Below are 25,597 nucleotides of genomic sequence, written 5' to 3'. Positions count from 1 at the left end.
TACCACTACGCCGACGGTTGACGAGGATGCAAAGACATCGACGTCGACCACAGGGACGACCGGAACGACCGCGACAACTGAAACGACCGCGACCACCGGAACGACCGCAACCACCGGAACAACGTCGACCACTGGGACGACCGGGACTACTGCGACAACTGGAACGACCGCGACTACTGGAACGACGTTGACAACCGGGACGACCGGGACGACGTCGACGTCAACTTCAAGTGCAACGTTTACGAACTGACAGCCCTCGGGTTTACGTTCAAGGGATCGGCGCAGGGAGGGCCAACCTGCCAGCACCCTCCAAGCTGACGATCCTCACAGCGGCACAGGGCGATCTACCCGGTGTCACGGCGAAGGGGGTGCTGACGCCGTCGCCGGAAGTGACTGGGGCCTCAGATCTCGTCGTGCTCGTCGATCGCAAGGAGGCCGACGGCTTTGTTAGCTTCGGCAATCGGGGCAGCCGCTTCGTCGGCCCATACGAGGGCGGTATCGGGGCAAACCTCAATTCCGTGTTGGGCTTCTATGAGAGGTTCGGCATACGGTTCATCGGTGCCACGCAGATCGACGAACTGAAGCTCTTCGAGGCGACGTTCGACAAGCCGCTGGGGACGGAAGGTACCAAGCTGACCCTGAGCTATAGTCGGACCCTCTCGGAACCGGGCTTCACCCTAAAACCGCTCAACGTTGACAGTACCAACACGACGGTGAGAGCAGCCCTATCCTATCCCCACATTCGCTCACGAGGCGAGAATCTGACGCTTCGGGCCAAGTTCACCTACCGCAACTCGACCACGAATGTCCTGTCGTCCAAGCTCTCCGAGGACCGTATCCGTAGTGCCGGCTTTGAGATGACCTACGATTTTGTCGACCGCTTCCGCGGCGTGAACCTGATCGACCTCGAGGTTAGCCAGGGTCTGGACATTCTCAACGAGACCACCAGCGGTTCGGCGGACTTGACCCGCGCGCTCGGCAAGAGCGACTTCACTAAGATCACGGCGGAGCTCTCGCGCCTGCAACGACTGTTCGGCAATTTCGCCGTGTTGGCCATCGCGACGGGACAGTGGGCCGCCGACCAGGTGCTGGCGTCGGAGGAATTTGGTGCCGGCGGCGCGAGGTTCGGACGGGCCTACGACGCCTCGGAAATCACGGGTGACAAGGGCGCCGCCGGCCAGCTGGAACTCCAGTATGGCCGGTCTTTCCAGCGCCGTTTCTTTCAGGGTTTTCAGCTCTACGGGTTTTATGATTATGGTGCAACATGGCGCAAGACGCCGGGCGCCACCGGGCCGAGCCGTCAGACCCTGACTTCGGCCGGATTCGGCCTGCGCTACAACCTCACCAAGGCTATTTCCGGCTACGTTGAGGCGGCCCAGCCGCTGACCCGCCCGGTCTCCTCTCGTGGCGATGAGGGGGATAACCCGCGTGTGTTTTTCAGCTTGGCGATGAGGTTCTAGAAGCGAAACCAGCGAACTGATGGCCAATCTGGAAGCCTGAGGCGAGAGTGACGCTCGCTATCGACCCGTAGCGCGAACCAGCTAGCGGTTTCGCCGTCCGAAACCAAACAGATCGGCGGCGATCTTGCGGATCTGGATTTCCTCGGCGCCCTCGGTGATGCGGTAGCGCCGGTGGTGGCGGTAAATGTGTTCGAACGGTTGGTTTCGCGTGTAGCCCTCGCCGCCGTGCACCTGGATGGCGCGATCAGCGGCCTGGCAGACCAAGCGGTTGGCGCGGTAGTTGGCCATGGCCACCTGTTCGGTCACCGCCATGTGGTTCTGGCGGTCGAGCTCCCAGGCCGTGCGGTAGACCAGGTTCCGCACCATTTCAGCCTCCGTGTGGAGCTCTGCGAGCGGGAACTGTATGGCCTGGTTGACGGCCAGCGGTTTGCCCCAGGTGGTGCGTTGTTTGGCGTAAGCGACCGAACGGTCGATACAAAACTGCGCCGCGCCCAGGCTGGAGGCGGCCTGGCGGATGCGGTTCTCGTGCAGGAAGTGTTGCGCCACGATGAGCCCGTCGTCGACTTCACCGAGCACGGATTCTAGAGGAATGCGAACCCCCTCGAGCCGCACCAGGGCGTGGTCCGAGGGCATGTTGAAGGTCCAGTCCATCTCCACCACCTCGAAGCCCGGGGTATCGGTGGGCACGATGAAGGCGGTGATGCCGTGGGCGGCGCCCCGGTCGTCCGAGGTGCGGGCGAAAACCAGGTCGTGGGTGGCGTCGTGCAGGCCTGAATTGAAGCGCTTGGCGCCCTCGATCAGCCATTCCTCGCCGTCCAGCCGGCCCGTGGCTTCCATATACGTCGCGTCGGAACCATGGCCGGGCTCGGTCAGGCCGAAGCCCATGCGTTTCTCGCCGGTGATCAGGCCGGGCAGGAATTCCGCCTTCTGGGCCTCGGTGCCGAAGTCCCACATCATCATGACCAGGGGAAAATTGCCGACGATGGAGGATTCGTTCTGCAAATCGTTGTGCAGCCCCAGGCCCTTGTGGGCAAGGTGTTCACGGATCATGGCCAGGGCCAGGTTGGAGCCCTCTTGGCCGCCGAGCTCTCGGGGCAGGGCAAAGCGCAGGTGCCCAGCTTTATCGGCGCGCCGTTTCATCTCGGCCAGTACCTCCTCCCACTCGGCCCGGGGCCGGCCACCGTTTTCCCAGTCCGTCCGGGCCCATTCCCGGCGGCGGTCGAAATACTGCCGGTTGGCCTCTTCCAAGGGCTTGATTTCGCGCTCGATGAAGGCATCGAGCTCGGCCAGTATGGCGCTGATCTCCCGGGGAATTTCGAAATCCATGTTCAGGCTCCGGATTGGGCTGAGTTGGCGGTTGCTGGGGCAATCATAGTGAAGTAAGTCTCGATCCGTGAAGTCGGCGGGGCTACAATTGCCCCGCCGGGGGGGCTCGCTGGCGGCTCCTTACGAGGCCAGCCTCTGCGAGTCCAGACTCCGAAAATTTTCTTAGGGTGCGTATCAAGACGCCCGCACGGGAGCGACGACATGACCTACAAAGCCGAAATCCCCTATGGCGCCTATTGGTCGACGCCCTTCGCCAAGTGGCAGGGCAAGCTGGCCGACCTCAACAGCGTGCCTTTTGCCGCCCATGTCGCCAAGCAGGAGCTGGCCAAGCGCGAGATCGACCCGGAGGGCTTCGATTTCGGTGTGCTCGGCATGACCGTGCCGCAGCATCGCTCGTTCTACGGCCTGCCCTGGCTGATGGGCATGATTGGCGCCATGGAGGTGGGCGGCCCCACCGTCATGCAGGCTTGCGCCACCGGCGTGCGCACCGTTCAGCAGGCGGCCCAGGAGATCGAAAGCGGCATGGCGGAACAGGCCTTGGCCATGACCTGCGACCGGGTCTCCAACGGGCCCCAGATCTACTACCCCAATCCCCGCGGCATCGGCGGCGGCGGCGAACTGGAGGCCTGGACCACCGACAACATGACCGACGAGCCCATCGGCCACCATTCGATGACCCAGACGGCCGAGAACTGCGCCGTCAAGTACCAGTTGACGACGGCCGAGCAGCACGAGGTGGTGCTCACCCGCCAGGCCCAGTACCAGGACGCCCTGGCCGACGACCAGGCGTTCATGAAGCGCTATATGACTTTGCCCTTCGAGGTACCGACGCCCAATTACAAGAAAACCGCTTCGGTCATGGAGGGCGACGAGGGCCTGACCACGTCGACGGCCGAAGGTCTGGCCGGGCTGCGCACGGTGATTGCGGACGGCACCGTCACCTTCGGCGGCCAGACCCATCCCGCCGACGGCAACGCGGCGCTGGTTCTGACGACGCCGGAGCGGGCCAAGGAGATGAGCACGGACCCGAACGTGCGCGTCCGGATCCTGGGTTTCGGCCTGGCCCGGGCCGAGCTCGCCTACATGCCCATGGCGCCGGTGCCGGCGGCGCGGCGGGCTTTGGAGCAGGCCGGCCTCGAGGTATCCGACCTCGATGCCGTCAAGACCCACAATCCCTTCGCCGTCAACGACCTGATCTTCTCGCGCGAGACCGGTGTTGCCATCGAGGACTTCAACAACTACGGCTGCTCGCTGATCTGGGGCCATCCCCAGGCTCCCATGGGCACCCGCGCCGTCATCGAGCTGATCGAGGAACTGGCCATCAAGGGCGGCGGCAATGGCCTGTTTACCGGCTGCGCCGCCGGCGATACCGCCATGTCGATCGTTATCAAAGTCGGCGACTAGCCGATGGCGCTCAAGATCGGCATCGACGTCGGCGGCACCTTCACCGACTTTCTTGTGGCCGAGGACGGCCGCGAGCCCCGCATCCACAAGATCCTGTCGACGCCCATGGATCCCTCGATCGCGGTCATCGACGGGCTGGGCGAGATCGCCGCCAGCCAGCAGCCGGCCGAGACGCTGGAGGCTTTTGCCGGTCGCATCGACACCATCGTCCACGGCACCACGGTGACCACCAACGCCACGCTGACCGGCAACGGCGCCCGCACCGGCCTGATCACCACGGCCGGGCTGCGCGATGCCCTGGAGATGCGCCGCGGCATCCGCGAGGAGCAGTACAACAACCGCTACACCAACGTTATGCCGCTGGTGCCGCGCTACTTGAGGGCCGGCGTCGAGGGCCGCTTGGACCGCGAGGGCCGCGAGCTCGAAGCGCTGTCGCTGGACGACGTAAAAGACGCGGTCGAGCTCTTCAAAACCGAGGGCTGCGAGGCCGTGGCAATCTGCTTCATGAACGCCTTCGCCAATCCCCAACACGAGGCCCGGGCGGCAGAGTTGGTGCGCAGCGAGATGGCGGATGCCTATCTCACGGTCTCGACCGACCTCTTGCCTTCCATTCGCTTTTACGAACGCGTTTCGACGACGGTGCTGAATTCCTACGTCGGGCCCAAGCTGAACGCCTACATCGCCAGCCTGACTGCCAGCTTGCAGCGCACCGGCTTTGGCGGCGTGCTCTTGATCATGCAGTCGAACGGCGGCGTCATGTCGCCCGAAATCGCCCGCAAGAACGCCGCCCTGACTTTGCTATCCGGCCCGGCCGCCGGACCGGGCGCCGGGCTCGGCTATGCCGGGGCGCACGGCCAAAGCCGCTGCATCACCGTCGACATGGGCGGCACCAGCTTCGATGCCGCCCTGGTGGTCGACGGGCCGATCATGGTCAACGAGGGCGAGATCGCGCGCCACCGCATCGCGCTGCCTATGCTGGGCATCCACACCATCGGCTCGGGTGGCGGTTCGGTGGGCTGGATCGACGAGGGCGGGCTGTTGCGCATGGGACCCGAGTCGGCCGGGGCCGATCCCGGGCCGGCGTGTTACGGCAAGGGCGGCCAAAAACCGGCCTGCACCGATGCCAACGTGGTGCTGGGCTACTTGGCGCCTGAGTTCTTCGCCGGCGGCAAGATGGCGTTGAATGCAGACGCCGCCCGCGCTGCCATTGCCGAGTACGTGGCCGGGCCGCTGGATATGTCGGTGGAAGAGGCGGCCGCCGGCATGTACCGGGTGATCTGCAACAACATGGCCCAGGGCGTGCGCGAGATCACCATCAAGCGGGGCTTCGACCCGCGCGAGTTCCCCATGGTGGTGGCCGGTGGTGCCGGTGCCGTACACGCCTGCCAGATTGCCGGCGAGCTCCAGATACCTTTCCTCATCGTGCCGCGCGAAGCCTCGATCTTCTGTGCCGCCGGCATGTTGATGTGCGATCTCAAGCACGATTTCGTGCGCACTTTCGTGAGCCGCCTGGATCAGCTCGACTGGGACCAGCTCGGCGCCATGATCGACGATATGATGGCAGCCGGCCGGGCCGATCTGGAGAGCGAAGGCATCGCCGAGGAGCGCCAGAGTTTCTTCATCAAGCTCGATTGCCGCTACCTCAAGCAGTACCACGAGGTTTCTTTCGAAGTGCCCAAGGCGGCGGTCGACGGCCGAGACAGCGCCGCCATCGCGGCCCTCTTTCACGCCGAACACAACCGGCTTTACGGCTATTCGCTGGAGCAGGAAGGCTCGCCGGTCGAGATCATCAACGTCCGTGTTCAGGGTGTCGGCCTGACCGACAAACCCGAGCGCGCCGGCCAGGACTATGCCGGCCCCGACGCCCAGGCGGCGTTGAAGGGCGAACGTACCGTCTATGTGCCCGAGCGCCAGGCCTTCGAGACTGTGCCGGTCTATGATGGCGAGGCACTGAATTGCGGCAACCGCATCGCAGGTCCGGCCATGATCGAAGAAGTCACGACGTCGATCTTCGTCAGCGCCGCTTTCGACATGGTCTGCGATCGTTTCGGCTCGTTTGCGATCTATCTCAAAGGTCGGGAAGACCTCGTGACAGCCGCCCTGCAGGGGGAAAGTGCATGACGAATATCGATCCCATCCTGATGTCGGTCTACGCCCGCACCTTCAAGTCGATCACCGACGAGATGTCGATCTCGGTGCAAAAAACCACGCGCTCGCCGATCCTGTGCGAGGCCAAGGATTTCGTCACCGGCCTCTATGACGGTGATGGCAACATGCTGGAGCAGACGGAAAACCTGCCGATTTTGGCTTTTTCGCTGGAGCCGGTGTGCAAGTACATCATCGAGTTTTTCGGCGACGACCTGCACGAAGGCGACGTCATCTTCCACAACGACGTCTTCAGCCTGGGCAACCAGAACAACGACGTGGCCGTCTTCAAGCCGATCTTCTTCGAGGACACCCTGGTGGCCTGGTCCGCCGTCAAGGGCCATCAGGCCGACATCGGCGGTGCCGTGCGCGGCGGCTACAACCCCAACGCCGTCGAGGTCTGGCAGGAAGCGCTGCGCATTCCGCCGGTCAAGGTCTATGACCAGGGCGTCTTGCGCAAAGACGTCTGGGACCTGATCTTCGCCAACATCCGCCTCGACATCGTGCAGCACGACATGAAGGCCCAGATGGGCGCCTGCATTGTGGGCGAACGGCGTATGCAGGAGCTTTTGGGCAAATACGGGCTGGAAAGCTACACCGGCCACAAGGCGGCGCTTTTCGAGGCGACCCGCCAGATGATGGAAGCCGAGATCGCCAAGATCCCCAACGGCGTCTATTCCGGCGAGGGCTACGTCTATTACGACGGCAAGAACCTGGGCTCGAAGTACACCATCCGGGTCACCGTGACGGTGGCCGACAAGTCCATCAGCTTCGATTATTCCCAGACCGACGGCCGTACCGACGGCTTCGTCAACGGCACCTATACCTCCAGCGCCTCGGCCACCGTGCTGACGTTCCTGCAGATGGTCAATCCCGACATCCCGCACAACGCCGGCATGATCGAGCCCCTCGAGATGATCATTCCCGAGGGCACCATCCTCAATGCCGGCTATCCCAAGGCCACGACGTTTGGCAACCACCTCTGTCCGCCCAACGCCGACGCCATCCAGCGCGCTCTGGTGCAGGCCATCCCCGAGCGCGTCACGGCGGGCTGGAACAATCTTTACTGTTCCCTCTCGTCGGGCCGCGACGAGGAGCGCGACAGTGAATTCGTCGACATCATGTTCATGGGCATGAAGGGCGGCTCCGGCGGCATGGACGGCACCGACGGCTACGACCACATCGGCATGATCGATGCCTCCGGCGGGGTTCTCGATCAGGACTACGAGATGTTCGAGCAGCAGACGCCGCATACCCTCCTCAAGCACGAATACCTCATCGATTCGGCCGGCCCCGGCCAGTGGCGCGGCGGCATCGGCACCGAGACCATGGTGCGCTATGGCTCGGACGATACCCAGGTCGTGACCTTCGGCGACGGCGATTTCGAAGCGGCTTTCGGCCTCAACGGCGGCGGTTTGGGCACCCTCAACAGCATCGTGCTGAAATATCCCGATGGTTCCGAGGTGGTGCCGCGCAACAAGGACCTCATCGAGGGCGTGCCCCGTGGCACCGTCTATCACCAACTGGCCGGCGGCGGCGGCGGCTTCGGCGATCCCAAACAGCGCGATCGCAAGAAACTCGCCCGCGAGGTGCGCAACGGCGTCACCTCGGAGGCCGCGGCCCGCGAGATCTACGGCGCCACTGACGCCGATCTGGAGGTCGTGGAGTAAGCCATGGATTTCGCTCTCACGGAGGAACAGAAGGTCGTTCGCGACACCTTCGCGCGTTTCAGCGACGAACAGGTGGCGCCCCGGGCGGCCGAGATCGACGAGGCCCACGAGTTTCCCCGCGAGCTTTTTGCGGCGCTGGGCGAGCTGGGCTACTTCGGCATGCGTTATCCCGAGGACGTGGGCGGCTCGGGCGTCGATCTCCTGACCTACTGCCTGGCCCTGGTCGAGGTTGCCCGGGGCTCGATGTCGCTGGCCGGTGCCTGCACCATGCAGGGCCTGATGGGCACCAAGTTCTTGCATATGCTGGGCAACGAGGACATCCACGAGCGCCTCTTCAAACCGGCGCTTCGTGGCGAGAAACTCGGCGCCATCTGCATGACCGAGCCCAATGCCGGTTCCGATCTCGGCGGCATCGCCACCTCGGCGGCCAAGGTCGATGGCGGCTACCTCATCAACGGCCAGAAGATGTGGGTAACGTCCGCGCCGCTGGCCGATTTCTTCACCGTTTTCGCCAAGGCCGGCGAAGAAAAGAAGCTCACCATATTTTTGCTCGAGAAGGATTTCGAAGGCCTCCGTGTCGGCCGTGCCATCGAGAAGATGGGGGTCTGGGCGCTGCCCACCTCGGAACTCGCCTTCGAGGACTGCTTCGTGCCCGACGACCACCGCCTGAGCCGGGAGGAGGGCGATGGCGAGGCGCACCTGCGCAAGCTCTTGTCCGAGGTCCGCATCATCACCGCCGCCATGGCCGTGGGCGTGGGCCGGGCGGCGCTGGGCGAGGCCATCCGCTATGCCGGCGAACGCCAGCAGTTCGGCAAGCCCATCAACCGCTTCCAGGCCATCCAGTTGAAGCTGGCCGACATGGCGACGGAACTGGAGGCGGCCGAGCGCCTGATGCACTACGCCGCCTGGCTGGTCGACAATGATATGCCGGCCCGCCAACAGGCCTCGATGGCCAAGCTTTTCGCCTCCGAGACGGCGGCCAAGGTTTGCGACCAGGCGGCCCGGGTGCTGGCGTCATATGGCTATGCCATGGAATATCCGGTGCAGCGCTATCTGCGCGACGTGCGTTTCACGCTGATCGGCGGTGGCACCAGCGAAATCCTTAAACTCATCATCGCCAAGGAGCTCAGCGCATGAGCGAGCGCAAGATCCGCGTACTCGTCGCCAAACCGGGGCTCGATGGCCATGACGTCGGCGCCAAGGTTGTGGTGCGGGCCCTGGCCGACGCCGGCTTCGAAGTCATCTATTCAGGCCTGCAGCAGACCCCCGAGGCGATCTGCGCCCAGGCCCGTGAAGAGGACGTCGACGTCATCGGCTTGTCGATGCTGTCGGGCTCGCACCTGCCGCTTTGCCGAAAAATCGGCGATTTGCTCAAGGCCGAGGGGCTGGGCGAAAAGCTCTGGCTGGTGGGCGGCAACATTCCGGCCCGCGACCATGCCGCGCTCAATGAGCTCGGCTATGCCGGCGTCTTCGCCACCGGCAGCGACTTCGACGACATCGCCACATTCATCCGGGAGGCCCTCAAATGACGGCTACAGACGCCGGCAAGGTGATCAACGAATCCGGCATCGAGATCAAGACGCTCTACACCGCGGACGACGTCGCCGCCTCGGGCGGCGTCGATGCCAGCCTGCCCGGTGCCGCGCCCTTCACCCGCGGCATCCACGCCGAAATGTACCGCAAGCGCCCCTTCACCATGCGCCAATACACCGGCTTCGCCAACGCCGCCGACACCAACGAGCGCTTCAAGTACCTGATTGCCAACGGCCAGACCGGCCTCAACGTGGCCTTCGACCTGGCCACCCAGTGTGGCTACGATTCCGAGGACAACGAGGCCTTCGGCGAGGTCGGGCGCGTCGGCATGGCGGTCGATACGCTGAAGGATTTCGAGGTCGCCTTCGCGGGCATCGATCTCGACCGGATCACGGTCTCGCTGACCATCAACGGCGCCGCCGCGGTGGCCATCGCCATGTACCTGGCCATGGCGGAAAAGCGGGGTTTTGCGCTCAAGGACCTGCGCGGTACGGCGCAAAACGACATCCTCAAGGAATTCGTCGGCCGCGGCACCTGGATCTTCCCCGTCGAGCCTTCGATGCGGCTGGTCGCCGACAGCGTCGAATACTGCGCCGAACACGCCCCCAAATACAGCCCGGTCAGCGTTTGCGGCTATCACATCCGCGAATCGGGGGCCAATCCGGTGCAGGAAATGGCCTACGGCTTCTGCATCGCCAAGGCCTATATCGACGACGTGCTGGCCCGCGGTCTGGACATCGACGAGTTTGCCGGGCGATTAAGTTTTAACTTTAACATATTTGGCAATCTATTTGAACAGGTTGCAAAATTTCGGGCTGCAAGACGCCTCTGGGCCAAGATCGTCCTGGAGGAATACGGGGCCAAGAACCCGAAATCGGGGTGGCTGCGCATGATCGCCGGCGGTGGCGGCTCGGGCCTCACCATCGAGCAGCCTGAAAACAACATCGTGCGCGGTGCCTACTACGCCCTGATCGCCGCCCTTTCGGGAACGCAAACCACGGCGCTTTGTTGTTATGACGAGGCCTACACCATCCCCACGCCCAAGGCGCAGCGGATTTCCTTGCGCACCATGCAGCTGCTGATCGAGGAGATGGGGCTGGCCGACACCGTCGACCCCATGGGGGGCTCGCACTACATAGAAACCCTCACGAATCAAATGGAATCCGAGATGGTGCGGGTGATGGCCGACGTCGATGCCCGCGGCGGCATCGTCAAGGGCATCTCCGAGGGCCACGTCCAGGCCCAGGTCTCGCAGCAGGCCTACGAGCACCAGAAGGCGCTGAAGAGCGGTGAATTCCGCAAGGTGGGCGTCAACTGCTACGTCGAGGAGGACGAGGAGACCCAGGAAGTCGACCTGCATGGCTACGACGAAGCGGCCGCCAACGCCCAGATCGCCGGCCTGCGGAAGGTGCGGGCGGAGCGTGACAACGCCGCCGTCGAAGCGGCGCTGGGGCGTTTGCGGGCGGCCAGCGAGGGCGGCGACAACGTCATGCCGGCGCTGATGGAGGCGGTCAAGGCCTATGCCAGCGTCGGCGAGATGACCAAGGTCATGGTCGAGGTCTTCGGCCGCTACCAGGAACCGATCCGCTTTTGAGGGTGCCATGAGCGCAATCGAAGAAACACGCGGTATCGAAAACTACGCCGCCCCGGTGGCGCTGGACGAGGCGCTGGAAGTGCTGGCCGGCGGCGCCACCGTGGTGGCTGGCGGCACGGATCTGATGGTGCAGGCGGGCGCCGGCGCGGTCAGCTACCAGCCGACGCTGTTGAACATCCGCCGCATCGCCGCGCTCGGTGGTATCGCCGAGCACGATGGACGCGTCCGCATCGGCGCGCTGACCACGATTACCGAGGTGCGGGAAAACGCCCTGCTGGCCGAGCGAACCCCGGCCCTGGTGGCGGCGGCCGATCACTTCGCCAGCGACCAGATCCGCAACGCCGCCACCATCGGCGGCAACATCTGCAACGCCTCGCCGGCCGGCGACACCATCGTGCCGTTGCTGCTGCTGGATGCAGAGGTCGAACTGGCCTGTTGGCAGGGCTCGGTTTCGCTGCGCAAGGTGGCGCTCTCGGACTTCTTCACCGGCCCCGGCGCCACGGTCAAGGCTTCGAACGAGCTGCTGACCGCGATTTCCTTCGCCCAACCGGCGGCCGGCAGCGTTGCCCGTTTCACCAAGTCCGGACCGCGGCCGGCACTGGAGATCTCGACCGTCTCGGCCGGGATCTCGGGGGTTTGGGCCAATGGCGCGCTCAGTGGCGTGCGTGTCGCCCTGGGTGCCGTGGCGCCAACGCCGCTGCGGGCCCGGGCCACGGAGGCTTTCCTCGAAGGCAAGCCGCTCGACGACGAAACCGTTGCCGGGGCGGCCGAGACGGCGCTCAGCGATTGCGCCCCCATCGACGACGTGCGGGCCAGTGCCTGGTACCGCAACCACCTGGTCAAGGTTTATATCCAACGGATGCTCGATGATGTCCGCAACAGTTGAAATCACCTTTGCGCTCAACGGCCGGCCCGTTCGCGCCCGCGTGCCGATCCACATGTCGACGCTCACTATGCTGCGCGAGGTGCTCGGCCACACCGGCACCAAGTACGCCTGCGGCGAGGGCGAATGCGGTGCCTGCACCGTCATCGTCGACGGCCTGACGCTGAATTCCTGCCTGATGTACGCCGTTGAATGCGAGGGCCGGGAGATTACCACCATCGAGGGCCTGCGCTCGGCCGAGGCGCTGCATCCTCTGCAGCAGTCCTTTGTCGATCATGGCGCCATCCAGTGCGGCTATTGCATGCCGGGAATGATCCTGCAGGCCAAGCATATCGTCGACAAGAACCCGGGGCTGACGCGCCAGCAACTGGCCCGCGGGCTCGAAGGCAACGTTTGCCGCTGCACCGGTTACCAGAAGGTCTTCGAGGCCGTGGCCGCCGCTGCCGGCGTCGAAATCTGAGGGCGCCGCCATGTCGCAAAACGAAGCCATCGAGAAGAAAACCCTGATCGGCACCCGGGTGGCCAAGCCCGACGCCCCCGACAAGGCGGTCGGCCGCACCCGCTACATCAACGATCTCGAATTGCCGTTGATGTTGGTCGGCAAGATCCTGCACAGCGACCGGACGCACGCCCGCATCGTCTCGGTCGATACCAGCCGGGCCCAGGCGCTGCCCGGCGTCCATGCCGTCATCAGTGGCCAGGATGCGCCCGAGTTGCGTTTCGGCATTCGCCGCGACAACAGGCCTTTCAAGGGCGACAAAGTGCGTTGCATCCGCGACGAAGTGGCGGCCGTAGCGGCCGAGAGCGAGGAAATCGCGACACAGGCATTGGCTTTGATCGACGTCGTCTACGAGGACCTGGAAGCCGTTTTCGACCCGGCCGAAGCCATGCAGCCGGGGGCACCGGTGATCCACGACGAATACCCGGACAACCTCAGCCTCGCCTTCAACTTCGAATCCGGCGACATCGCGGCTGCCGAGGAGGCCTCGGCCGTAGTGCTCGACCACACTTTCGACGTCCACTACGTGACGCATTGTTGCATGGGTACCAACTGCGTCATCGCCGACTTCGGCGCCGACGGTAAGCTGACGATCTATTCCCAGACCCAGTATCCCTACAATTTCAAGATGGACCTGGCCCCGGCGTTGGGCATCCATCCCGGCGACATCCGCGTCATCCAGCCGCCGGTGGGCGGTGCCTTCGGCTCCAAGCTCGACGTCTATCCCTGGGAGCCCATATGCGTACTGCTGGCCAAAAAGGTCGGCCGCCCGGTCAAGCTGATGCTCAGCCGTGAGGAGGAATTCGTCAATTCGCCGACCCGCCAGCCGGCCCGCATCCGGCTGCGCACGGGTATGGACAAGGACGGCCGCCTGACCTTCCGCGACGTCGATTGCCTGCTCAACAACGGCGCCTACACCTCATGGGGGCCGACCACGCCCAGCGTCATGATGCGCACCTTCAGCGGCCACTTCCGCGTCGACAACGTGCGTTATAACTCGCAGTCGGTCTACACCAACAATCCCTACGCCGGCTCCTTCCGCGGTTACGGCAACGTCCAGGCCACCTGGTGCACGGCCATCCACATGGACATGCTGGCCGAGGCGGCGAGTATGGATCCGGTTTCGTTCGCCATCCTGAATTCCCAGGAATCCGGCGAAGTGACGCCGCAAGGCAGTGTTTTGGACGATATCGCGCTGGCCGAGTGTCATGAGATCGCCGGCCAAAAGACTGACTTCGTGGCCAAATGGCAAGCCAACCTCGAGGCCCAAAGCAAGCCCGGCCGCCGCAAGCGCGGTATCGGCATCGCTTCCTCGATCCATAACGCAGGCGGCGCCAAGATCCACAAATCCGACGGCTGCGGTACCATCCTCAAACTCGACGACTATGCGCGTTGCACGGTGATCACCGGCGCCTCCGAGATCGGCCAGGGCATCGACGCCGTGATCTGCCAGCTGGTGGCGGAGGAACTGGGGATTCCAATGGGCGACATCACCATCGTCAACAACGATTCGGCCATCGGGCCCTGGGACGTCGGCGTGCACGCCAGCCGCACCACCTTCATCGCCGGCAATTCGGCTCACCGCGCGGCCCTCAAGGCCAAGGCGCAGATCCTTGAATTCGCCTCGCATCGTGCCAACGTGGCGGCGGAGGAATTGGAACTGGCCGGCGGCCACGTGGTGCAGCAGCCCGACGGCGTGCCGGTGGTCAAGCTCGACAAGCTGTTGCGCGAGATGCACTTCAAGGAGGACAGCGAACTCGTCATGGTGACGGACTATTACGAGCCGCCGTCCGAGCCCATAGCCGCCGACAATACCGGTGATTTTTCGGCCGCCTATTCCCACGCCGTGCACGTGGCCGAGATCGAGGTCGACTGCGACACCGGCGAGATCAGGGTGGAAAAGATCACTTCCGTGCAGGACGTCGGCCGGGTGGTCAACGAGATGGGCCTCGAGGCCCAGATCGAAGGCGGCATCATCATGGGCCTGGGGTTTGCCCTTTCCGAGGAGCTGCAGATCGTCGACGGCATCGTGCGGAACCCCAATTTTCGCGATTACAAGGTGCCGACGGCGCCCGAGGTGCCTGAGCTCGAGCTTCACTTCGTCGAGACCGAGGCCAAATCGGGACCGCTGGGCGCCAAGGGCATCGCCGAGCTGCCCACCATCGTCATCGCCCCGGCGGTGGCCAATGCGGTTTACAATGCGCTGGGTATTCGTTTTCTCAAGCCGCCTCTCGTGCCGGAGAAGGTGGCCCGGGCGGTCTGGGAGAAGGAACATGCAGCCGCCGAGTAGGGCAGGGGAGCACACCATCCATGAACGATCGTGATCAGGCGCTGGTCGAAGCCATGTCGACGATGCAGGAGGAGGAGGCGGTGGGCCTGGCCACGGCGATGCTCGACGAAGGCGTCGATCCCCTGCACGTGCTCAGCCAGTGCAAGCAGGCCATGGACATCGTCGGCGCCAAATTCGAGGAAAACATCTACTTCATCCCCGAACTGGTGATGGCCGGCGAGATCCTGGAGCAGATCACGGCCCTGGCCAAGCCCCTGATCAAGGAAGGGCAGGGGGACGACGAGGAAAAGCTGGGCAAGGTGCTGATCGGCACGGTGCACGGCGACGTCCACGACATCGGCAAGAACATCGTCACCTTCATGCTCGACGTAAACGGCTTCGAGGTCATCGACCTGGGCATCGACGTGGCGCCGCAAAAATTCATCGACGCCATTTTGGAAAGCGGCACTACGGTGGTCGGCCTAAGCGGATTCCTTACCCTCGCTTTCGATGCCATGAAAGAGACGGTGGCCGCCATCGACGAAGCTGGGCTGCGCGATCAGGTGCGCATCATCATCGGCGGCGGCCAGGTCAACGACCGCATCCGCGACTACACCAGCGCCGATGCCTACGGCGCCAGCGCCACCGAGGCCGTGGCGCACTGCAAGGACTGGCTCGGGGTCGCGGCCTGATGAACGAAGCCCAGGAACTCAACCCGTTGCTGGCCCAGCGCTGGCAGCGCATCCTCGATGCCATCGCCTTGAAGGAGCCGGACAAGGTTCCGTTCTCGCTGTTTAACCACTTCTTTCCGGCCAACTATGCCGGCTTCGATTTTCGTACCGCCATGTACGACCACGACAAGCTTTTCGCCGCCACTCGCGATGTGGTGCTCGATCTCGATCCCGACATGTACTTGCCACCCAACACCAACATCGCCGTGGGCCGGGCCATGGAGATCATGGGCTATCGCCAACTGGAATGGCCGGGCCACGGCCTGAGCGACGACGCGCCCTTTCAGTATCTCGACAAGGAATACATGTCGGCCGACGAGTACGATGACTATGTATTTGATCCGACAGGGTTTTTTATCCATACCTACCTGCCGCGGGTGGCCGAGGCCTTCGAGGTCTTCAAGGCCCTGCCGCAGTATCCGACGCTTTACTATTTCAAGATCGTGCGCTCTGTCGCTGCCTTCGCCCGGCCCACCATGAAAGAGGGCCTGGCCCGCCTGGCCGAGGCCGGCCAGGCCATCCGCGACATGGACAAGGACGGCATGGCGCTGATCGTTGAGCTCGAGGAGCTCGGCTATCCCATCAGCGCCGGCGGCGGGGCAGCGGCGCCCTTCGATCACTTCGCCGACTACCTGCGCGGCTCCAAGGGCGCCATGCTCGACATGTTCCGCCATCCCGATAAGCTGTTGGCGGCCATGGAGAAGGCGTCCGTGCTGATCGCCCGCGATGCCATCCGCACGGCCAGCCGCCATCCCTACTGCAAGATCGTCTTCATGCCCATGCACTGGGGCCTCGACGGCTTCATGTCGCCGGACCAGTTCGAGACCTTCTTCTGGCCCCAGTTGCGCGACGTCATGATGCGCCTGATCGAAGCCGACTTGGTGCCCTGCCTGCTCTGGGAAGGAAAGTGCGACAGCCGCCTCGAGACCATTGCCGACATCCCGCCCGGCAAGGTCATCTATTGGTTCGAACAGACGGATATGTTCCGTGCCAAGGAGGTACTGGGCGACATCGCTTGTCTCCGCGGCAACGTGCCGGCACCGCTGCTGGTTACCGGCACGCCCGAGGAGGTCGACGACTACTGCAAGGAATTGATCCTGAAATGCGCCCGTGGCGGCGGCCTGATCGTCGACGGCGGCATCGGCATTCCCGACGAGGCCAAAGTCGAAAACGTCCGCGCCATGGCGGCAGCCACGAAAAAATATAACGTCGGAGGTTGATGGGCCGCCGAGGGCGGTTTTTTTGGCGCTTGCGTGAATGTTCTAAATAAAATATTAGATTATTCATGGCCCAAGCTATTTCCTACATCCGCGTATTCGCCTCGGAACGCAGCCTCGCGGGCCCCGGGCTCGAGGCCCAGCGCGAGATCCTGGAACACTTCGCCGCGGCCGGCGGCTTCCACATTGCGCGTGAATACATCGAGGTCGAGCGTGGCTCCGGCCCCGACCGCCTGCAGGGCCGCTCCGCCCTGATCCGGGCTCTCAAGCGGGCTCGCTGGCTGGAGCTGCCGGTGCTGGTCGCCGGCATCGAGGCTGTGGCCCGCGATGCCGCGACGCTGGCCGAGGTCATGACCCGTGGCGTACGGATAGTGGTGGCTGGCGGCGAGCCGTTCGAGATTCAGCCCTATGCGGGAACCTTGTCGGCGCTGCCCGATCGCGAAAAACCGGTGCGGCGGCGCGGCAATCCGCAAATCGCTGCGGCCCGGCGCCAGGCCGCCGCGGCGCTAAATGGCAAGGCGCGGCAGCACGCCCGGGCCGTCGAGCCCTATATCCGCGAGGCCCGCGAGGCCGGGCTGGGGTCGTTTCGCCGCATCGCCGACCACCTGGCGGCGCGCGGCGTGCCGACGGCACGCGGCGGGGCCTGGAGCGCCAAACAGGTCTCGAACATCGTGGCCCGGCTGGAGCCGGTGTTGCACCGTTTTCTCGAGCCCGACGACGGCCGCCTGCGGGCGCTGCCCCGCCAGCGCCAAGCCCGGGGCGAGGTGCTGCGCTATCTGGCCACCAAGTTCGATGCCGAAGCGAGCTACGCCGAGGGCGAGGTCAACAGCCTCATCCGCACCTGGCACAGCTTCGGCGACCACAGCCTTCTGCGCCGCGAACTGGTCGAGGCAGGCCTGCTCAAACGCACCCGTGACGGCAGCAAATACTGGCGCGAAGGGTAGGGGGGCGGTATCTCGGACATAGAAAAAAGCGTCCCTGTCCCCGAAACTCCTGAAACTTCCGAAAAAGGTCCCTGTCCCCGAAATTCCGTTCCCGTAATTGTTGGTGCTGCGGGTGGCGCTTGCCGCTAGGCCTTCACCACTTCCGCCAGCAACGCCTTGTAGACGGGAAATCCCGAGATCGGGTCGCGGTTATTGGCGTCCGTCAGGGCGTTGACGTTGGCCTCTTGCCAGGCCTGGGGCCCGAGCGGGCCGCCGCCCCTCATGTTGGCCTCAATGGTGCCCGGCACCACGTGGCGGCCGACGCGGGCAGTGAAGGGCACCTGGCCGCGCGGCGAAATTACCCAGACGCGGTCACCGTCGATGATGCCGCGAGACCGGGCGTCGTCCTCATGGAGGTGCACCAAGGGCTCGGGTTGGCGCTCGACCAAGCCGGGGATGTTGAGGTGTTGCGAGCGAAAGGCCGTCTGGGTGCGGGCGCCGGTACTCAGTACGAGCGGAAAATCCCGAGCCAGTTCGATATCGGCCAGCGGTCCCTCCGTGGGCTCGACGTAGACCGGCAGAGGCTCGTAGCCGTGTTCGGCCAGCCAGCCGGAAGTGATCTCGAACTTGCCGCTGGGCGTCGGGAATCCGGGCTTGCCGTCGGGTCTTAGGCCGGGTTGGCGGTACTTGCGGTAGCGCCGCGACGGGGTTTCGAAAGGGATCCCCTGGGGTGCTTGCTTGAGCTCATCGAGACTGATGCCCGTGCCTGCCAGGGCGCGTTCCACCATGCCCGCCTCGCTTTGCGGCCAAAGCTCGCCGTAGCCCAGCCGTGCCGCCAACTCTGCAAAGATGAGATAATCGCTGCGCGCCTCGCCCAGCGGCTCGATGATTTTCCGGCGGTACTGAATGAGCCCGTCGTGGATCATGTACGATTCGCTCTCGAAGGGCGTCGCCGCCGGCAGCACCAGATCGGCACAAGCCATGTCGGCCGTGGGAAAGCGGTTGACGGTAACCAGCAGGTCAAGGGCCCCGAGGGCCCGGCTCCAGAGGTCGGGGTCGGGCCAGGCGGTGAGCAGCGAGGCGCCGCTGACGATCAGGCCGCGCAGCGGGTAGGGCTTGGCTTCGAGGATGGCCCGGGGCAGCTCCACGCCGTGGGCCTCGCGCCGGGTCTGGCGATAGAGCGGGTATTCGGTGGCACCGATGGGGGCCGGCGCGGCCGGCGGCTCGACGAAGCGGCCGGCGGTTTTCAGGCGGCTGGGACAGCGCAACAACTTGCCGCCGGGCACGTCGAGGTGTCCGGCCAGGGCCTGCAGGGTCCAGATCGATCGGATGGTTTGGACGCCGCCGTTGGAGAATTCGAGGCCGGTGAGCATCACCACCGAACAGCCCTTTGAAGTGCCGATGGCCCGGGCCAAGTCGTGAATTGTGTCTGCCGGCACGCCGCTCAGGGCCTCGGCGCGCTCGGGCGTGAAGTCGGCGACGTAGTGGCGTAGTTCTTCGAACCCCAGGCACCAGTCTGCGACGAAATCGTGGTCGATCAGATCGTCCTCGATCAGCAAGCGAATGGCTGCCAGAGCTATGGCCGTATCGCTGCCAGGACGTACTCCGATCCATTCGGCGCCGACCATATCGACGCATTCGCTGCGCCGGTGGTCGATGACGATGACGCAGGCGCCCTGGCGTTTGGCAGCCTTGATGCGGCGCAGATTCAGCGGTGGCGAATCGGTAGCCGGATTGCTGCCCCAGACCAGGATAAGGTCGGCGTTTTCGATGTCTTCGTATAGCTCTCGGATGTGCAAACCGAAGCTCGCCTCGGGCGCGATCATGCCGTAGGCGGCGTAACACAGCGCACCGACGCTGGTGGCGTTGGGCGAGCCGAAGGGAAAGAGGGCGCCGTTGGCCGAGGTCTCGGAAGTGCCGGCCGGCCCGAAGGCCTCGGAAAGCCCGTATTCGAAATTGCCCCGCCCGGTGGTCAGGCAGACGGACTCGGGGCCGTACTCGTCGGCCAAGCGGCGCATTCCGGCAACCCAGATGTCGTAAGCCTCGTCCCAGCCGATGCGCGCGAAACGGCCTTCGCCGCGGTCGCCGATGCGCTTTTGCGGATAGAGCAGGCGGTCGGGCGAATAGACCACCTCGGCGGCCCGGGCACCGCGCGGACAGACCAGGCCCAGCGGGTGGCCGGGCTCGGGCGTCAGGCGCTCGATGCGACCCGCGGCCAAGTGTACCCGGACGCCGCAGCCGGCCGGGCAGACGCCACAGAGGCCGCTGACGATTTGGTGCTCTCTACTCTGGAACGCGGCAAGTGTTTCGGGACGGTTCAAGGCAGCTACCATGTGTTGTTTGAGCGGCTGACTGGCGGGCGTCGGGGGCCCAACCCCATGGTAGGACGGAGGCCGGTGCGGCTAAACGTGGGATTGTGCGCGAGCTGTTGTATTCCGTAACGAATTGTCAAAACTGTTGACTTGGAAAAACATTGGCGGTTCTTTGTGCCCTCTTCGACGGCGACCGGGAACATCTGAACATCGCCACGGGGTTTTGTAGCGGCTTGGCCCGCAGCGGCGGCCCCTGCGGTGCCATGACCGGCGCGCTATTGGCCTTGGGCCTGGTTTTGGGGCGGGACAATCCCGAGCATTCGGTAGAACAGACCTACGATGCCGTCCGCGCCATGATGGCCAAATTCGAAGCGCACCTCGGCTCGACCAATTGCACCGAACTGCTCGGCGTGGATCTGAGCACCCCGGAGGGGCGCCAAGCCTTCGAGGATCGCAAGCTGGACAGCCAGTGCACCGCGATATCACCGGATTTGCCGCCGCCTTGGTCGAAGAGCTCCTGGAGAGCACCGCACGGTGAAGGCTTAGGGCTTTCGAGGGATTGCCGAAGGATCAGCCTTGCCGACGATGACGGAGATGTCCGGCCACTCGATCTTGAGGTTGGAAACGCTGTGTCCGAAGACATCGTGGTTTTCCGTTTGGCCTCGAACACCGCCCAGGCGCTCGTAAAACCCGATCGCAGCTTTGTTTGACTCGAATACCCAAAGATAGACCGTCGAATGACCCAGCCGTTGAAGCTCCTGGGCCGCGGCACGCATCAGTTTCTTGCCGATGCCTTGCTATTTTTTCTCCGGCAAGACGTGCAGGTTGTCGATGAAAGGGTCGGGCCGGCACCAAATGGCGATGAACCCGACCACCGGCTCATCTTCGGCCACCAGCACGACGTCTTGGGGCGAAAGCTCGATGCTCGACCAGGTCTCCCCAAGTTCATCGTCGACCTTGTTGTCGAGGTAGTCGTCGGAAAGCATCCCCCGATAGGTTGTCCTCCAACTGGCTGCTTGGACGGCAGCTATCGCCATTCGATCCGGAGGGGTGGCTGGGCGTATTCGCATCACTGGGTGCTCGCCTCAATTTCTTCGCCAACTCCGCGCAGGCTATGACCCGGTTTCACCGAGATCGTCAACTATACCCTCGATGTCCCTTGCCCCATGGACGAAATCGATGACCTGAATCTCGTCACCGGCCTCCCGGTAGATGATGAAGTGGCCGCCCACCTGAACGTACCGCAGACCCGTGGCCTCGGTCAGTCCTTGAAGCAATAGCTCGCAAGAGCGCCCCCTCGGGATTTTCCCGAGCGCCAGGGCATGCAGACGCTCGATCAGTTGGCCTTCGTATTTTTCCGCCTGTGCAGGCCCGAAGCGTGAGATCGTCCAGACGGCAATCTCCTTGAGGCGATGCTCGGCTCGACGGGTGAGCTTGACTTCCTTCACGTATCCTGAGCCGTGCGGGCTTGGGAGAAGACGCGCTTTATCGCATCTTCAGCCGAGCCTTGCGCGAAATCCCCGTCGTCAGCCTGGCGCATTCCTGCCACGATCCCCGCCCGGATATCCTCAAGTTCAGCTTCGCGCCTTGCAATACCGTCCTCGAGCATACGCAAGCCATCGCGTATGACTTCGCTGGCGCTCTTGTAGCGGCCGGAATCAACCAACTCCCCCACGAAGGAATCCTGGCTCTCGGTCAATACGATGTTGCGCGTCGGCATAGCCTTTTCCCGGATCAGCTAGCTTGGGCCCGAACCTACCAAGAATGGCAATAATTGCCAATATGCTGTCCGACGCTTGGCGGCTGGCCGGGATCAATCTTGAAATGCGCTAATCGCCGCGGCCGCGGGCCTCGATGGGCCAGTGTTCGACCACCTCGTCGCCGCGCACGCAGGTGTAGCTGTCGTAAAGATTGATCGTCGGGTCGCAGTGCGAGACGATGCAGCGCACGCGCTGGCCGGTGCTCGCCCGGTGGCCAGCGTCGGCAAAAATCAGGCGGCCGAAGTGGTCGCCGGAATATTGGTAACTGGTGCCGGCCGGGGCTCCCGCCGCCACCACGGGGACCGGGCCGTCGGTGGCGAAGTTCTTGTAGCCGCCGTCGACGGTGGCGAAACCGGGGTGGTTGGCGCTGATCACCGTGAGATCGACGAACAGCGAGTTCTGGTAGGGCCGGCTGTCCTCGCCGGTCAGGTCGACGACGTCGTAGTCGGCGTCGCAAAAGACGTAGGAGCCGACCTGGATTTCGGTCAGCAGGCCCATCTCGGCATCGATGCGGTGCGAGCCGGTGCCGCCGCCGCTGATCACTGCCACTTCGAAGCCGGCCTGGCGCAGCGCCTCGCGGGCCTGGGCCAGGGCTTGCAGGTCGCTTTCGATGCGGGCTTTGCGGTCGCCATAGTCGGCGATGTGCTGGACGTGCCCGGCGTAGCCCTGCAGGCCGCCGAGCTCCAGCCCCTCACGGCCGCCGATCAGGTTGGCCAGGGTCAGCGCCGCGGCTGGCGAGGTGACGCCGGTGCGGTGGCTGCCGACGTCGACGTCGATCAGCACCCTAAGCGGCTTGCCGGCGGCCTCGGCAGCGGCTGCGAGATCGCCGGCGTTACCCGGCTCGTCGACGACTGCCGTCAATTCAATCCGCTGGTTGAGTTCCATCAGCCGGCCGATGCGGGCCGGCGTCAGCACCCGGCGCGGTGATGGCGATGCGCTCGATGCCGGCCGCGGCCAGGGCTTCGGCCTCGCCCATCTTGGTGCAACAAAGCCCTAGCGCTCCGGCTGCCAGTTGGCGCTGGCCCAAGGTGGCGCACTTGTGGGTGTCTTGGCGTGGGGCCTGAGCCCGATGCCGCGCTCCTTGGCCCAGGCCGCCATGGCGGCGATGTTGGATTCCAGCACGTCGAGGTCGATGACCAGGGCGGGGGTGGGAATTTCGTCGATCGATGGCATCGCTCTTGATCACCCCTGGGCGCGAAATTCGGCGGAGTGCCGACGCACCGTTCTACGGGCCATGACCGCCGGCAGCAAGCGCATCAGCAAGCAAAAACCCTTGTAGAATCCGCCGGTGACGACAACCGGCTTGTCGGCCATGACGGCAGCGAAACCTTGGCGCGCGACATCTTCTGCCGTCAGCCACAGGCGATCGGGGATCTGGCTGACCAGGGCGCGGGTGCCGGCGACGTCGTGGAATTCGCTATAGGTGAATCCGGGGCAGAGCGCCGAGACCTGCACGCCGGTGCCCACGGTTTCGTGGCAAAGGGATTCCGTCATGTTGATGAGGAAGGCCTTGGCGCCGCCGTAGAGCGTGTGACCGGCCGAGCCCGGTATCAGGCCGGCCACCGAGGAGACGTTGATGATGCGGCCCCAGCCGCGCTCGACCATGCCTGGCAGGAAGAGGTGGCTGAGCTCGGCCACCGCGGTTACCAGCACCTGGATCAAATCCGCCTGTTGCCGCCAGGTCGTGCTGACGTAACGATTGGGCACGCCGTAGCCGGCGTTGTTGACCAGGAAATCGACCGTGACGCCGGCTTGGCTGAGCTCATCGAAGATGGCCTGGGGGGCTCCCGGATCAGCCAGATCGGCCACCACCACCTGGGCCTCGACGCCGTGGCGGGCGCGGCATTCCCGGGCCAGCTCCTCGAGCCGCTCGCGGCGCCGCGCTGTCAGCACCAGGTCGTAACCTTCGGCCGCGAAAAGCTCCGCGAAGGCTTTGCCGATGCCGGCCGAGGCGCCGGTAATCAGCACCCGGCGGCGCAGCTTCTGGTTCAAGCGCCGCCCGCCGCCAAGCGTTCGATGATCTCGGGATCGCGCACCGCGCCTTCCGAGGCGCTGGTGGCCAGGGCGCCATAGGCCTTCAGCGCCCGCGAGACCTGGCGCTGGCGGTCACGCGGTTTCCAGGCCTCGGCGCCGCGGTTGCCCATGGCCTGGCGGCGTTCCTCGAGCTGGGCCTCCGTGAGCTCCGCGTTCAGGCGGCGCGCCGGCACGTCGATGGCGATGACGTCGCCGTCCTCGACCAGGGCCAGCGCACCGCCCTCGGCGGCTTCCGGCGAGATGTGGCCGATGGAAAGCCCCGAGGTGGCGCCCGAGAAGCGGCCGTCGGTGATCAGGGCGCACTCCTTGCCCAGCCCGATGGCCTTGATCATGCTGGTCGGCCCCAGCATCTCCTGCATACCCGGGCCGCCGCGCGGCCCTTCGTAACGGATGACCACGACGTCGCCGGCCTTGACCTTGCCCCCCAGGATGCCCTGGGCGGCGTCGCCTTCGCTTTCGAAGACGCTGGCCGGTCCGGAAAACTTGAGAATAGAGGGATCGACGCCGGCGGTTTTGACGATGGCGCCGCGCTCGGCGATGTTGCCGAACAAGACGGCCAGGCCGCCGTCGGCGCTGTAGGCGTGGTCCACGTCACGAATGCAGCCTTGCTCGCGGTCCAGGTCCGGAGCGTCGTATCGGGCTTCCTGATTGAATCCGGTGATGTTGAACTGGCGCCCCGGTGCCGCCAGGTAGAATTCGCTGACCCGTTCACTGGGGTTGCGCCGGATGTCCCATTCCTCCAAGAGCTCACCCAGCGGCCGGCCGGCCAGACCGGGCACTTGGCCGTCGACCAGGCCGGCGCGCTCGAGCTCACCCAGGATACCCATGACGCCGCCCGCCCGGTGGACGTCTTCGAGGTGGTAGTGCGGCACGCTGGGCGAGACCTTGCAAAGGTTGGGCACTTGTTTGGAGATACGGTCGATGTCGGCCATGCCGAAATCGACCTCGGCCTCGTGGGCCACGGCCAGCAGGTGCAGCACGGTATTGGTCGAGCCGCCCATGGCGATGTCCATGGCCATGGCGTTTTCGAAGGCGCCTTGCGTCGCGATGCGGCGGGGCCGCAAGCTGTCGTCGCCGCCCTGGTAAAAGCGCTTGGTCAGGTCGACCACCATTTCGGCGGCCTGAAGAAACAGCCCGTGGCGTTCGGCGTGGGTGGCCACGACCGAGCCGTTGCCGGGCAGCGCCAGGCCCAGCGCCTCGGCCAGGCAGTTCATGGAATTGGCCGTGAACATGCCGGCGCAGGAGCCGCAGGTGGGACAGGCCGCGCGCTCATATTCCAAAACCGTTTCGTCGCTGACCTCGGGATCGGCCCCGGCCACCAGGGCATCGATCAGATCGATCATGGTTTCATCATCGCCCAGTTTGACCTTGCCCGCCTCCATGGGGCCGCCGGAAACGAAGACGGCGGGGATGTTGATGCGCATGGCGGCCATCAACATGCCGGGCGTGATCTTGTCGCAATTGGAAATGCAGACCATGGCGTCGGCGCGGTGGCCATTGACCATGTATTCCACCGAATCGGCGATGATTTCGCGCGAAGGCAGGGAATAGAGCATGCCGTCATGTCCCATGGCGATGCCGTCATCGATGGCGATGGTGTTGAATTCACGCGCCACGCCGCCGGCTGCTTCGATTTCGCGGGCTACCATCTGGCCCAGCTCCTTGAGGTGCACATGGCCCGGCACGAACTGGGTATTTGAATTGACCTCCGGGATGATTGGCTTGCCGAAATCCTCGTCCTTCATGCCCGTCGCCCGCCATAAGCCCCTGGCGGCAACCATGTTGGGGCCTTCCATGGTTAATTTGGAACGTAGATCAGGCATGTTCTTATCCTCTA

The 25,597-nt window shown here is 64.5% G+C and carries 25 protein-coding genes; 15 read left to right on the top strand and 10 right to left on the bottom strand.

What is annotated here, in order from left to right; translation table 11 throughout:
• Window positions 1–306: hypothetical protein (locus QGG75_06505; GenBank protein MDP6066892.1), on the bottom strand; the 306-nt coding region annotated here is incomplete at its 3' end.
• A 62-nt stretch (window positions 307–368) separates the two neighbouring features.
• On the opposite strand from QGG75_06505, the gene QGG75_06500 reads away from it, so the two are divergent.
• Window positions 369–1,460 carry a ShlB/FhaC/HecB family hemolysin secretion/activation protein gene (locus QGG75_06500; protein ID MDP6066891.1) on the top strand — a complete coding sequence of 364 codons (1,092 nt, stop codon included), beginning with the start codon at window positions 369–371 and terminating at the stop codon, window positions 1,458–1,460.
• An 81-nt stretch (window positions 1,461–1,541) separates the two neighbouring features.
• Here QGG75_06500 and QGG75_06495 read toward each other — a convergent pair whose 3' ends face one another.
• Complete coding sequence (locus QGG75_06495; GenBank protein MDP6066890.1) at window positions 1,542–2,786, bottom strand: acyl-CoA dehydrogenase family protein; 1,245 nt, start codon at window positions 2,784–2,786, stop codon at window positions 1,542–1,544.
• Between the two features lie 201 nt (window positions 2,787–2,987).
• On the opposite strand from QGG75_06495, the gene QGG75_06490 reads away from it, so the two are divergent.
• The 12 genes from QGG75_06490 (at window position 2,988) to QGG75_06435 (ending at window position 17,675) form a co-directional block, all read left to right on the top strand.
• On the top strand, window positions 2,988–4,190 hold the full coding sequence (locus QGG75_06490) for a thiolase family protein (GenBank protein ID MDP6066889.1): 1,203 nt from the start codon (window positions 2,988–2,990) through the stop codon (window positions 4,188–4,190).
• A 3-nt stretch (window positions 4,191–4,193) separates the two neighbouring features.
• Window positions 4,194–6,311: a hydantoinase/oxoprolinase family protein gene (locus QGG75_06485; protein ID MDP6066888.1), complete on the top strand. Its 2,118-nt coding sequence runs from the start codon at window positions 4,194–4,196 to the stop codon at window positions 6,309–6,311.
• Window positions 6,308–8,005: a hydantoinase B/oxoprolinase family protein gene (locus tag QGG75_06480; GenBank protein ID MDP6066887.1), complete on the top strand. Its 1,698-nt coding sequence runs from the start codon at window positions 6,308–6,310 to the stop codon at window positions 8,003–8,005. Before QGG75_06485 ends, QGG75_06480 begins: the two co-directional genes overlap by 4 nt.
• Window positions 8,006–8,008: 3 nt before the next feature.
• The gene (locus QGG75_06475; GenBank protein MDP6066886.1) at window positions 8,009–9,142 is read left to right on the top strand and encodes an acyl-CoA dehydrogenase family protein; all 1,134 of its coding nucleotides are present in this window, start codon (window positions 8,009–8,011) and stop codon (window positions 9,140–9,142) included.
• A complete protein-coding gene (locus QGG75_06470; protein MDP6066885.1) occupies window positions 9,139–9,534 on the top strand; it encodes a cobalamin-dependent protein in 396 nt (131 codons plus the stop codon). Before QGG75_06475 ends, QGG75_06470 begins: the two co-directional genes overlap by 4 nt.
• Complete coding sequence (locus QGG75_06465; GenBank protein MDP6066884.1) at window positions 9,531–11,132, top strand: methylmalonyl-CoA mutase family protein; 1,602 nt, start codon at window positions 9,531–9,533, stop codon at window positions 11,130–11,132. Before QGG75_06470 ends, QGG75_06465 begins: the two co-directional genes overlap by 4 nt.
• Before the next feature lie 7 nt (window positions 11,133–11,139).
• Complete coding sequence (locus QGG75_06460; GenBank protein MDP6066883.1) at window positions 11,140–12,018, top strand: xanthine dehydrogenase family protein subunit M; 879 nt, start codon at window positions 11,140–11,142, stop codon at window positions 12,016–12,018.
• Window positions 12,002–12,475, top strand: coding sequence for a (2Fe-2S)-binding protein (locus QGG75_06455; GenBank protein ID MDP6066882.1), 474 nt, complete (start codon window positions 12,002–12,004; stop codon window positions 12,473–12,475). Before QGG75_06460 ends, QGG75_06455 begins: the two co-directional genes overlap by 17 nt.
• Before the next feature lie 10 nt (window positions 12,476–12,485).
• Window positions 12,486–14,804: a xanthine dehydrogenase family protein molybdopterin-binding subunit gene (locus QGG75_06450; GenBank protein ID MDP6066881.1), complete on the top strand. Its 2,319-nt coding sequence runs from the start codon at window positions 12,486–12,488 to the stop codon at window positions 14,802–14,804.
• Between the two features lie 20 nt (window positions 14,805–14,824).
• Entirely contained in the window at window positions 14,825–15,475 is a 651-nt protein-coding gene (locus tag QGG75_06445; GenBank protein ID MDP6066880.1) for a cobalamin-dependent protein, read from the top strand.
• Window positions 15,475–16,734, top strand: coding sequence for a uroporphyrinogen decarboxylase family protein (locus QGG75_06440; GenBank protein ID MDP6066879.1), 1,260 nt, complete (start codon window positions 15,475–15,477; stop codon window positions 16,732–16,734). The genes QGG75_06445 and QGG75_06440 overlap by 1 nt, the downstream gene beginning before the upstream one ends.
• Before the next feature lie 65 nt (window positions 16,735–16,799).
• Complete coding sequence (locus QGG75_06435; protein MDP6066878.1) at window positions 16,800–17,675, top strand: DUF2087 domain-containing protein; 876 nt, start codon at window positions 16,800–16,802, stop codon at window positions 17,673–17,675.
• Between the two features lie 125 nt (window positions 17,676–17,800).
• Here QGG75_06435 and QGG75_06430 read toward each other — a convergent pair whose 3' ends face one another.
• Window positions 17,801–19,975, bottom strand: a complete 2,175-nt coding sequence (locus QGG75_06430) for a molybdopterin-dependent oxidoreductase (protein MDP6066877.1) — start codon at window positions 19,973–19,975, stop codon at window positions 17,801–17,803.
• Between the two features lie 152 nt (window positions 19,976–20,127).
• Between QGG75_06430 and QGG75_06425 the strand changes: the two genes are divergently transcribed.
• Window positions 20,128–20,676 carry a C-GCAxxG-C-C family protein gene (locus QGG75_06425; protein ID MDP6066876.1) on the top strand — a complete coding sequence of 183 codons (549 nt, stop codon included), beginning with the start codon at window positions 20,128–20,130 and terminating at the stop codon, window positions 20,674–20,676.
• Window positions 20,677–20,763: 87 nt separating this feature from the next.
• Here the strand turns inward: QGG75_06425 and QGG75_06420 are convergent, their stop codons facing one another.
• The 4 genes from QGG75_06420 to QGG75_06405 form a co-directional block, all read right to left on the bottom strand.
• On the bottom strand, window positions 20,764–20,952 hold the full coding sequence (locus tag QGG75_06420) for a hypothetical protein (GenBank protein ID MDP6066875.1): 189 nt from the start codon (window positions 20,950–20,952) through the stop codon (window positions 20,764–20,766).
• A 126-nt stretch (window positions 20,953–21,078) separates the two neighbouring features.
• A complete protein-coding gene (locus QGG75_06415) occupies window positions 21,079–21,414 on the bottom strand; it encodes a type II toxin-antitoxin system RelE/ParE family toxin (protein ID MDP6066874.1) in 336 nt (111 codons plus the stop codon).
• Entirely contained in the window at window positions 21,411–21,686 is a 276-nt protein-coding gene (locus QGG75_06410) for a type II toxin-antitoxin system ParD family antitoxin (protein MDP6066873.1), read from the bottom strand. The genes QGG75_06415 and QGG75_06410 overlap by 4 nt, the downstream gene beginning before the upstream one ends.
• A gap of 109 nt (window positions 21,687–21,795) precedes the next feature.
• On the bottom strand, window positions 21,796–22,611 hold the full coding sequence (locus QGG75_06405) for an alanine racemase (GenBank protein MDP6066872.1): 816 nt from the start codon (window positions 22,609–22,611) through the stop codon (window positions 21,796–21,798).
• Between QGG75_06405 and QGG75_06400 the strand changes: the two genes are divergently transcribed.
• Window positions 22,601–22,723 carry a hypothetical protein gene (locus tag QGG75_06400; GenBank protein MDP6066871.1) on the top strand — a complete coding sequence of 41 codons (123 nt, stop codon included), beginning with the start codon at window positions 22,601–22,603 and terminating at the stop codon, window positions 22,721–22,723. The genes QGG75_06405 and QGG75_06400 overlap by 11 nt on opposite strands.
• Here QGG75_06400 and QGG75_06395 read toward each other — a convergent pair.
• Genes QGG75_06395 through ilvD form a run of 3 tightly spaced genes read right to left on the bottom strand, consistent with a single transcriptional unit; the run spans window position 22,720 to window position 25,583 of the window.
• Complete coding sequence (locus QGG75_06395) at window positions 22,720–22,899, bottom strand: hypothetical protein (protein ID MDP6066870.1); 180 nt, start codon at window positions 22,897–22,899, stop codon at window positions 22,720–22,722. The genes QGG75_06400 and QGG75_06395 overlap by 4 nt on opposite strands.
• 9 nt (window positions 22,900–22,908) lie before the next feature.
• Window positions 22,909–23,718 (bottom strand): SDR family oxidoreductase, encoded by an 810-nt coding sequence (locus tag QGG75_06390; GenBank protein MDP6066869.1) that lies wholly within the window; start codon window positions 23,716–23,718, stop codon window positions 22,909–22,911.
• Entirely contained in the window at window positions 23,715–25,583 is a 1,869-nt protein-coding gene (gene ilvD, locus QGG75_06385) for a dihydroxy-acid dehydratase (protein ID MDP6066868.1), read from the bottom strand. Before ilvD ends, QGG75_06390 begins: the two co-directional genes overlap by 4 nt.
• Between the last annotated feature and the right edge of the window lie 14 nt (window positions 25,584–25,597).

The organism is Alphaproteobacteria bacterium (assembly GCA_030740435.1).
Lineage (GTDB): Bacteria > Pseudomonadota > Alphaproteobacteria > UBA2966 > UBA2966.
This window is presented reverse-complemented; position numbering and strand designations above follow the sequence as displayed.

Coding starts and splice junctions, on each gene's coding strand:
- QGG75_06410 (MDP6066873.1), bottom strand. CDS start 21,686: ATGCCGACGCGCAACATCGTATTGACCGAGAGCCAGGATTCCTTCGTG.
- QGG75_06440 (MDP6066879.1), top strand. CDS start 15,475: ATGAACGAAGCCCAGGAACTCAACCCGTTGCTGGCCCAGCGCTGGCAG.
- QGG75_06445 (MDP6066880.1), top strand. CDS start 14,825: ATGAACGATCGTGATCAGGCGCTGGTCGAAGCCATGTCGACGATGCAG.
- QGG75_06485 (MDP6066888.1), top strand. CDS start 4,194: ATGGCGCTCAAGATCGGCATCGACGTCGGCGGCACCTTCACCGACTTT.
- QGG75_06490 (MDP6066889.1), top strand. CDS start 2,988: ATGACCTACAAAGCCGAAATCCCCTATGGCGCCTATTGGTCGACGCCC.
- QGG75_06455 (MDP6066882.1), top strand. CDS start 12,002: ATGTCCGCAACAGTTGAAATCACCTTTGCGCTCAACGGCCGGCCCGTT.
- QGG75_06395 (MDP6066870.1), bottom strand. CDS start 22,899: ATGCCATCGATCGACGAAATTCCCACCCCCGCCCTGGTCATCGACCTC.
- QGG75_06465 (MDP6066884.1), top strand. CDS start 9,531: ATGACGGCTACAGACGCCGGCAAGGTGATCAACGAATCCGGCATCGAG.
- QGG75_06405 (MDP6066872.1), bottom strand. CDS start 22,611: ATGGAACTCAACCAGCGGATTGAATTGACGGCAGTCGTCGACGAGCCG.
- ilvD (MDP6066868.1), bottom strand. CDS start 25,583: ATGCCTGATCTACGTTCCAAATTAACCATGGAAGGCCCCAACATGGTT.
- QGG75_06475 (MDP6066886.1), top strand. CDS start 8,009: ATGGATTTCGCTCTCACGGAGGAACAGAAGGTCGTTCGCGACACCTTC.
- QGG75_06435 (MDP6066878.1), top strand. CDS start 16,800: ATGGCCCAAGCTATTTCCTACATCCGCGTATTCGCCTCGGAACGCAGC.
- QGG75_06460 (MDP6066883.1), top strand. CDS start 11,140: ATGAGCGCAATCGAAGAAACACGCGGTATCGAAAACTACGCCGCCCCG.
- QGG75_06495 (MDP6066890.1), bottom strand. CDS start 2,786: ATGGATTTCGAAATTCCCCGGGAGATCAGCGCCATACTGGCCGAGCTC.
- QGG75_06450 (MDP6066881.1), top strand. CDS start 12,486: ATGTCGCAAAACGAAGCCATCGAGAAGAAAACCCTGATCGGCACCCGG.
- QGG75_06470 (MDP6066885.1), top strand. CDS start 9,139: ATGAGCGAGCGCAAGATCCGCGTACTCGTCGCCAAACCGGGGCTCGAT.
- QGG75_06420 (MDP6066875.1), bottom strand. CDS start 20,952: ATGCTTTCCGACGACTACCTCGACAACAAGGTCGACGATGAACTTGGG.
- QGG75_06480 (MDP6066887.1), top strand. CDS start 6,308: ATGACGAATATCGATCCCATCCTGATGTCGGTCTACGCCCGCACCTTC.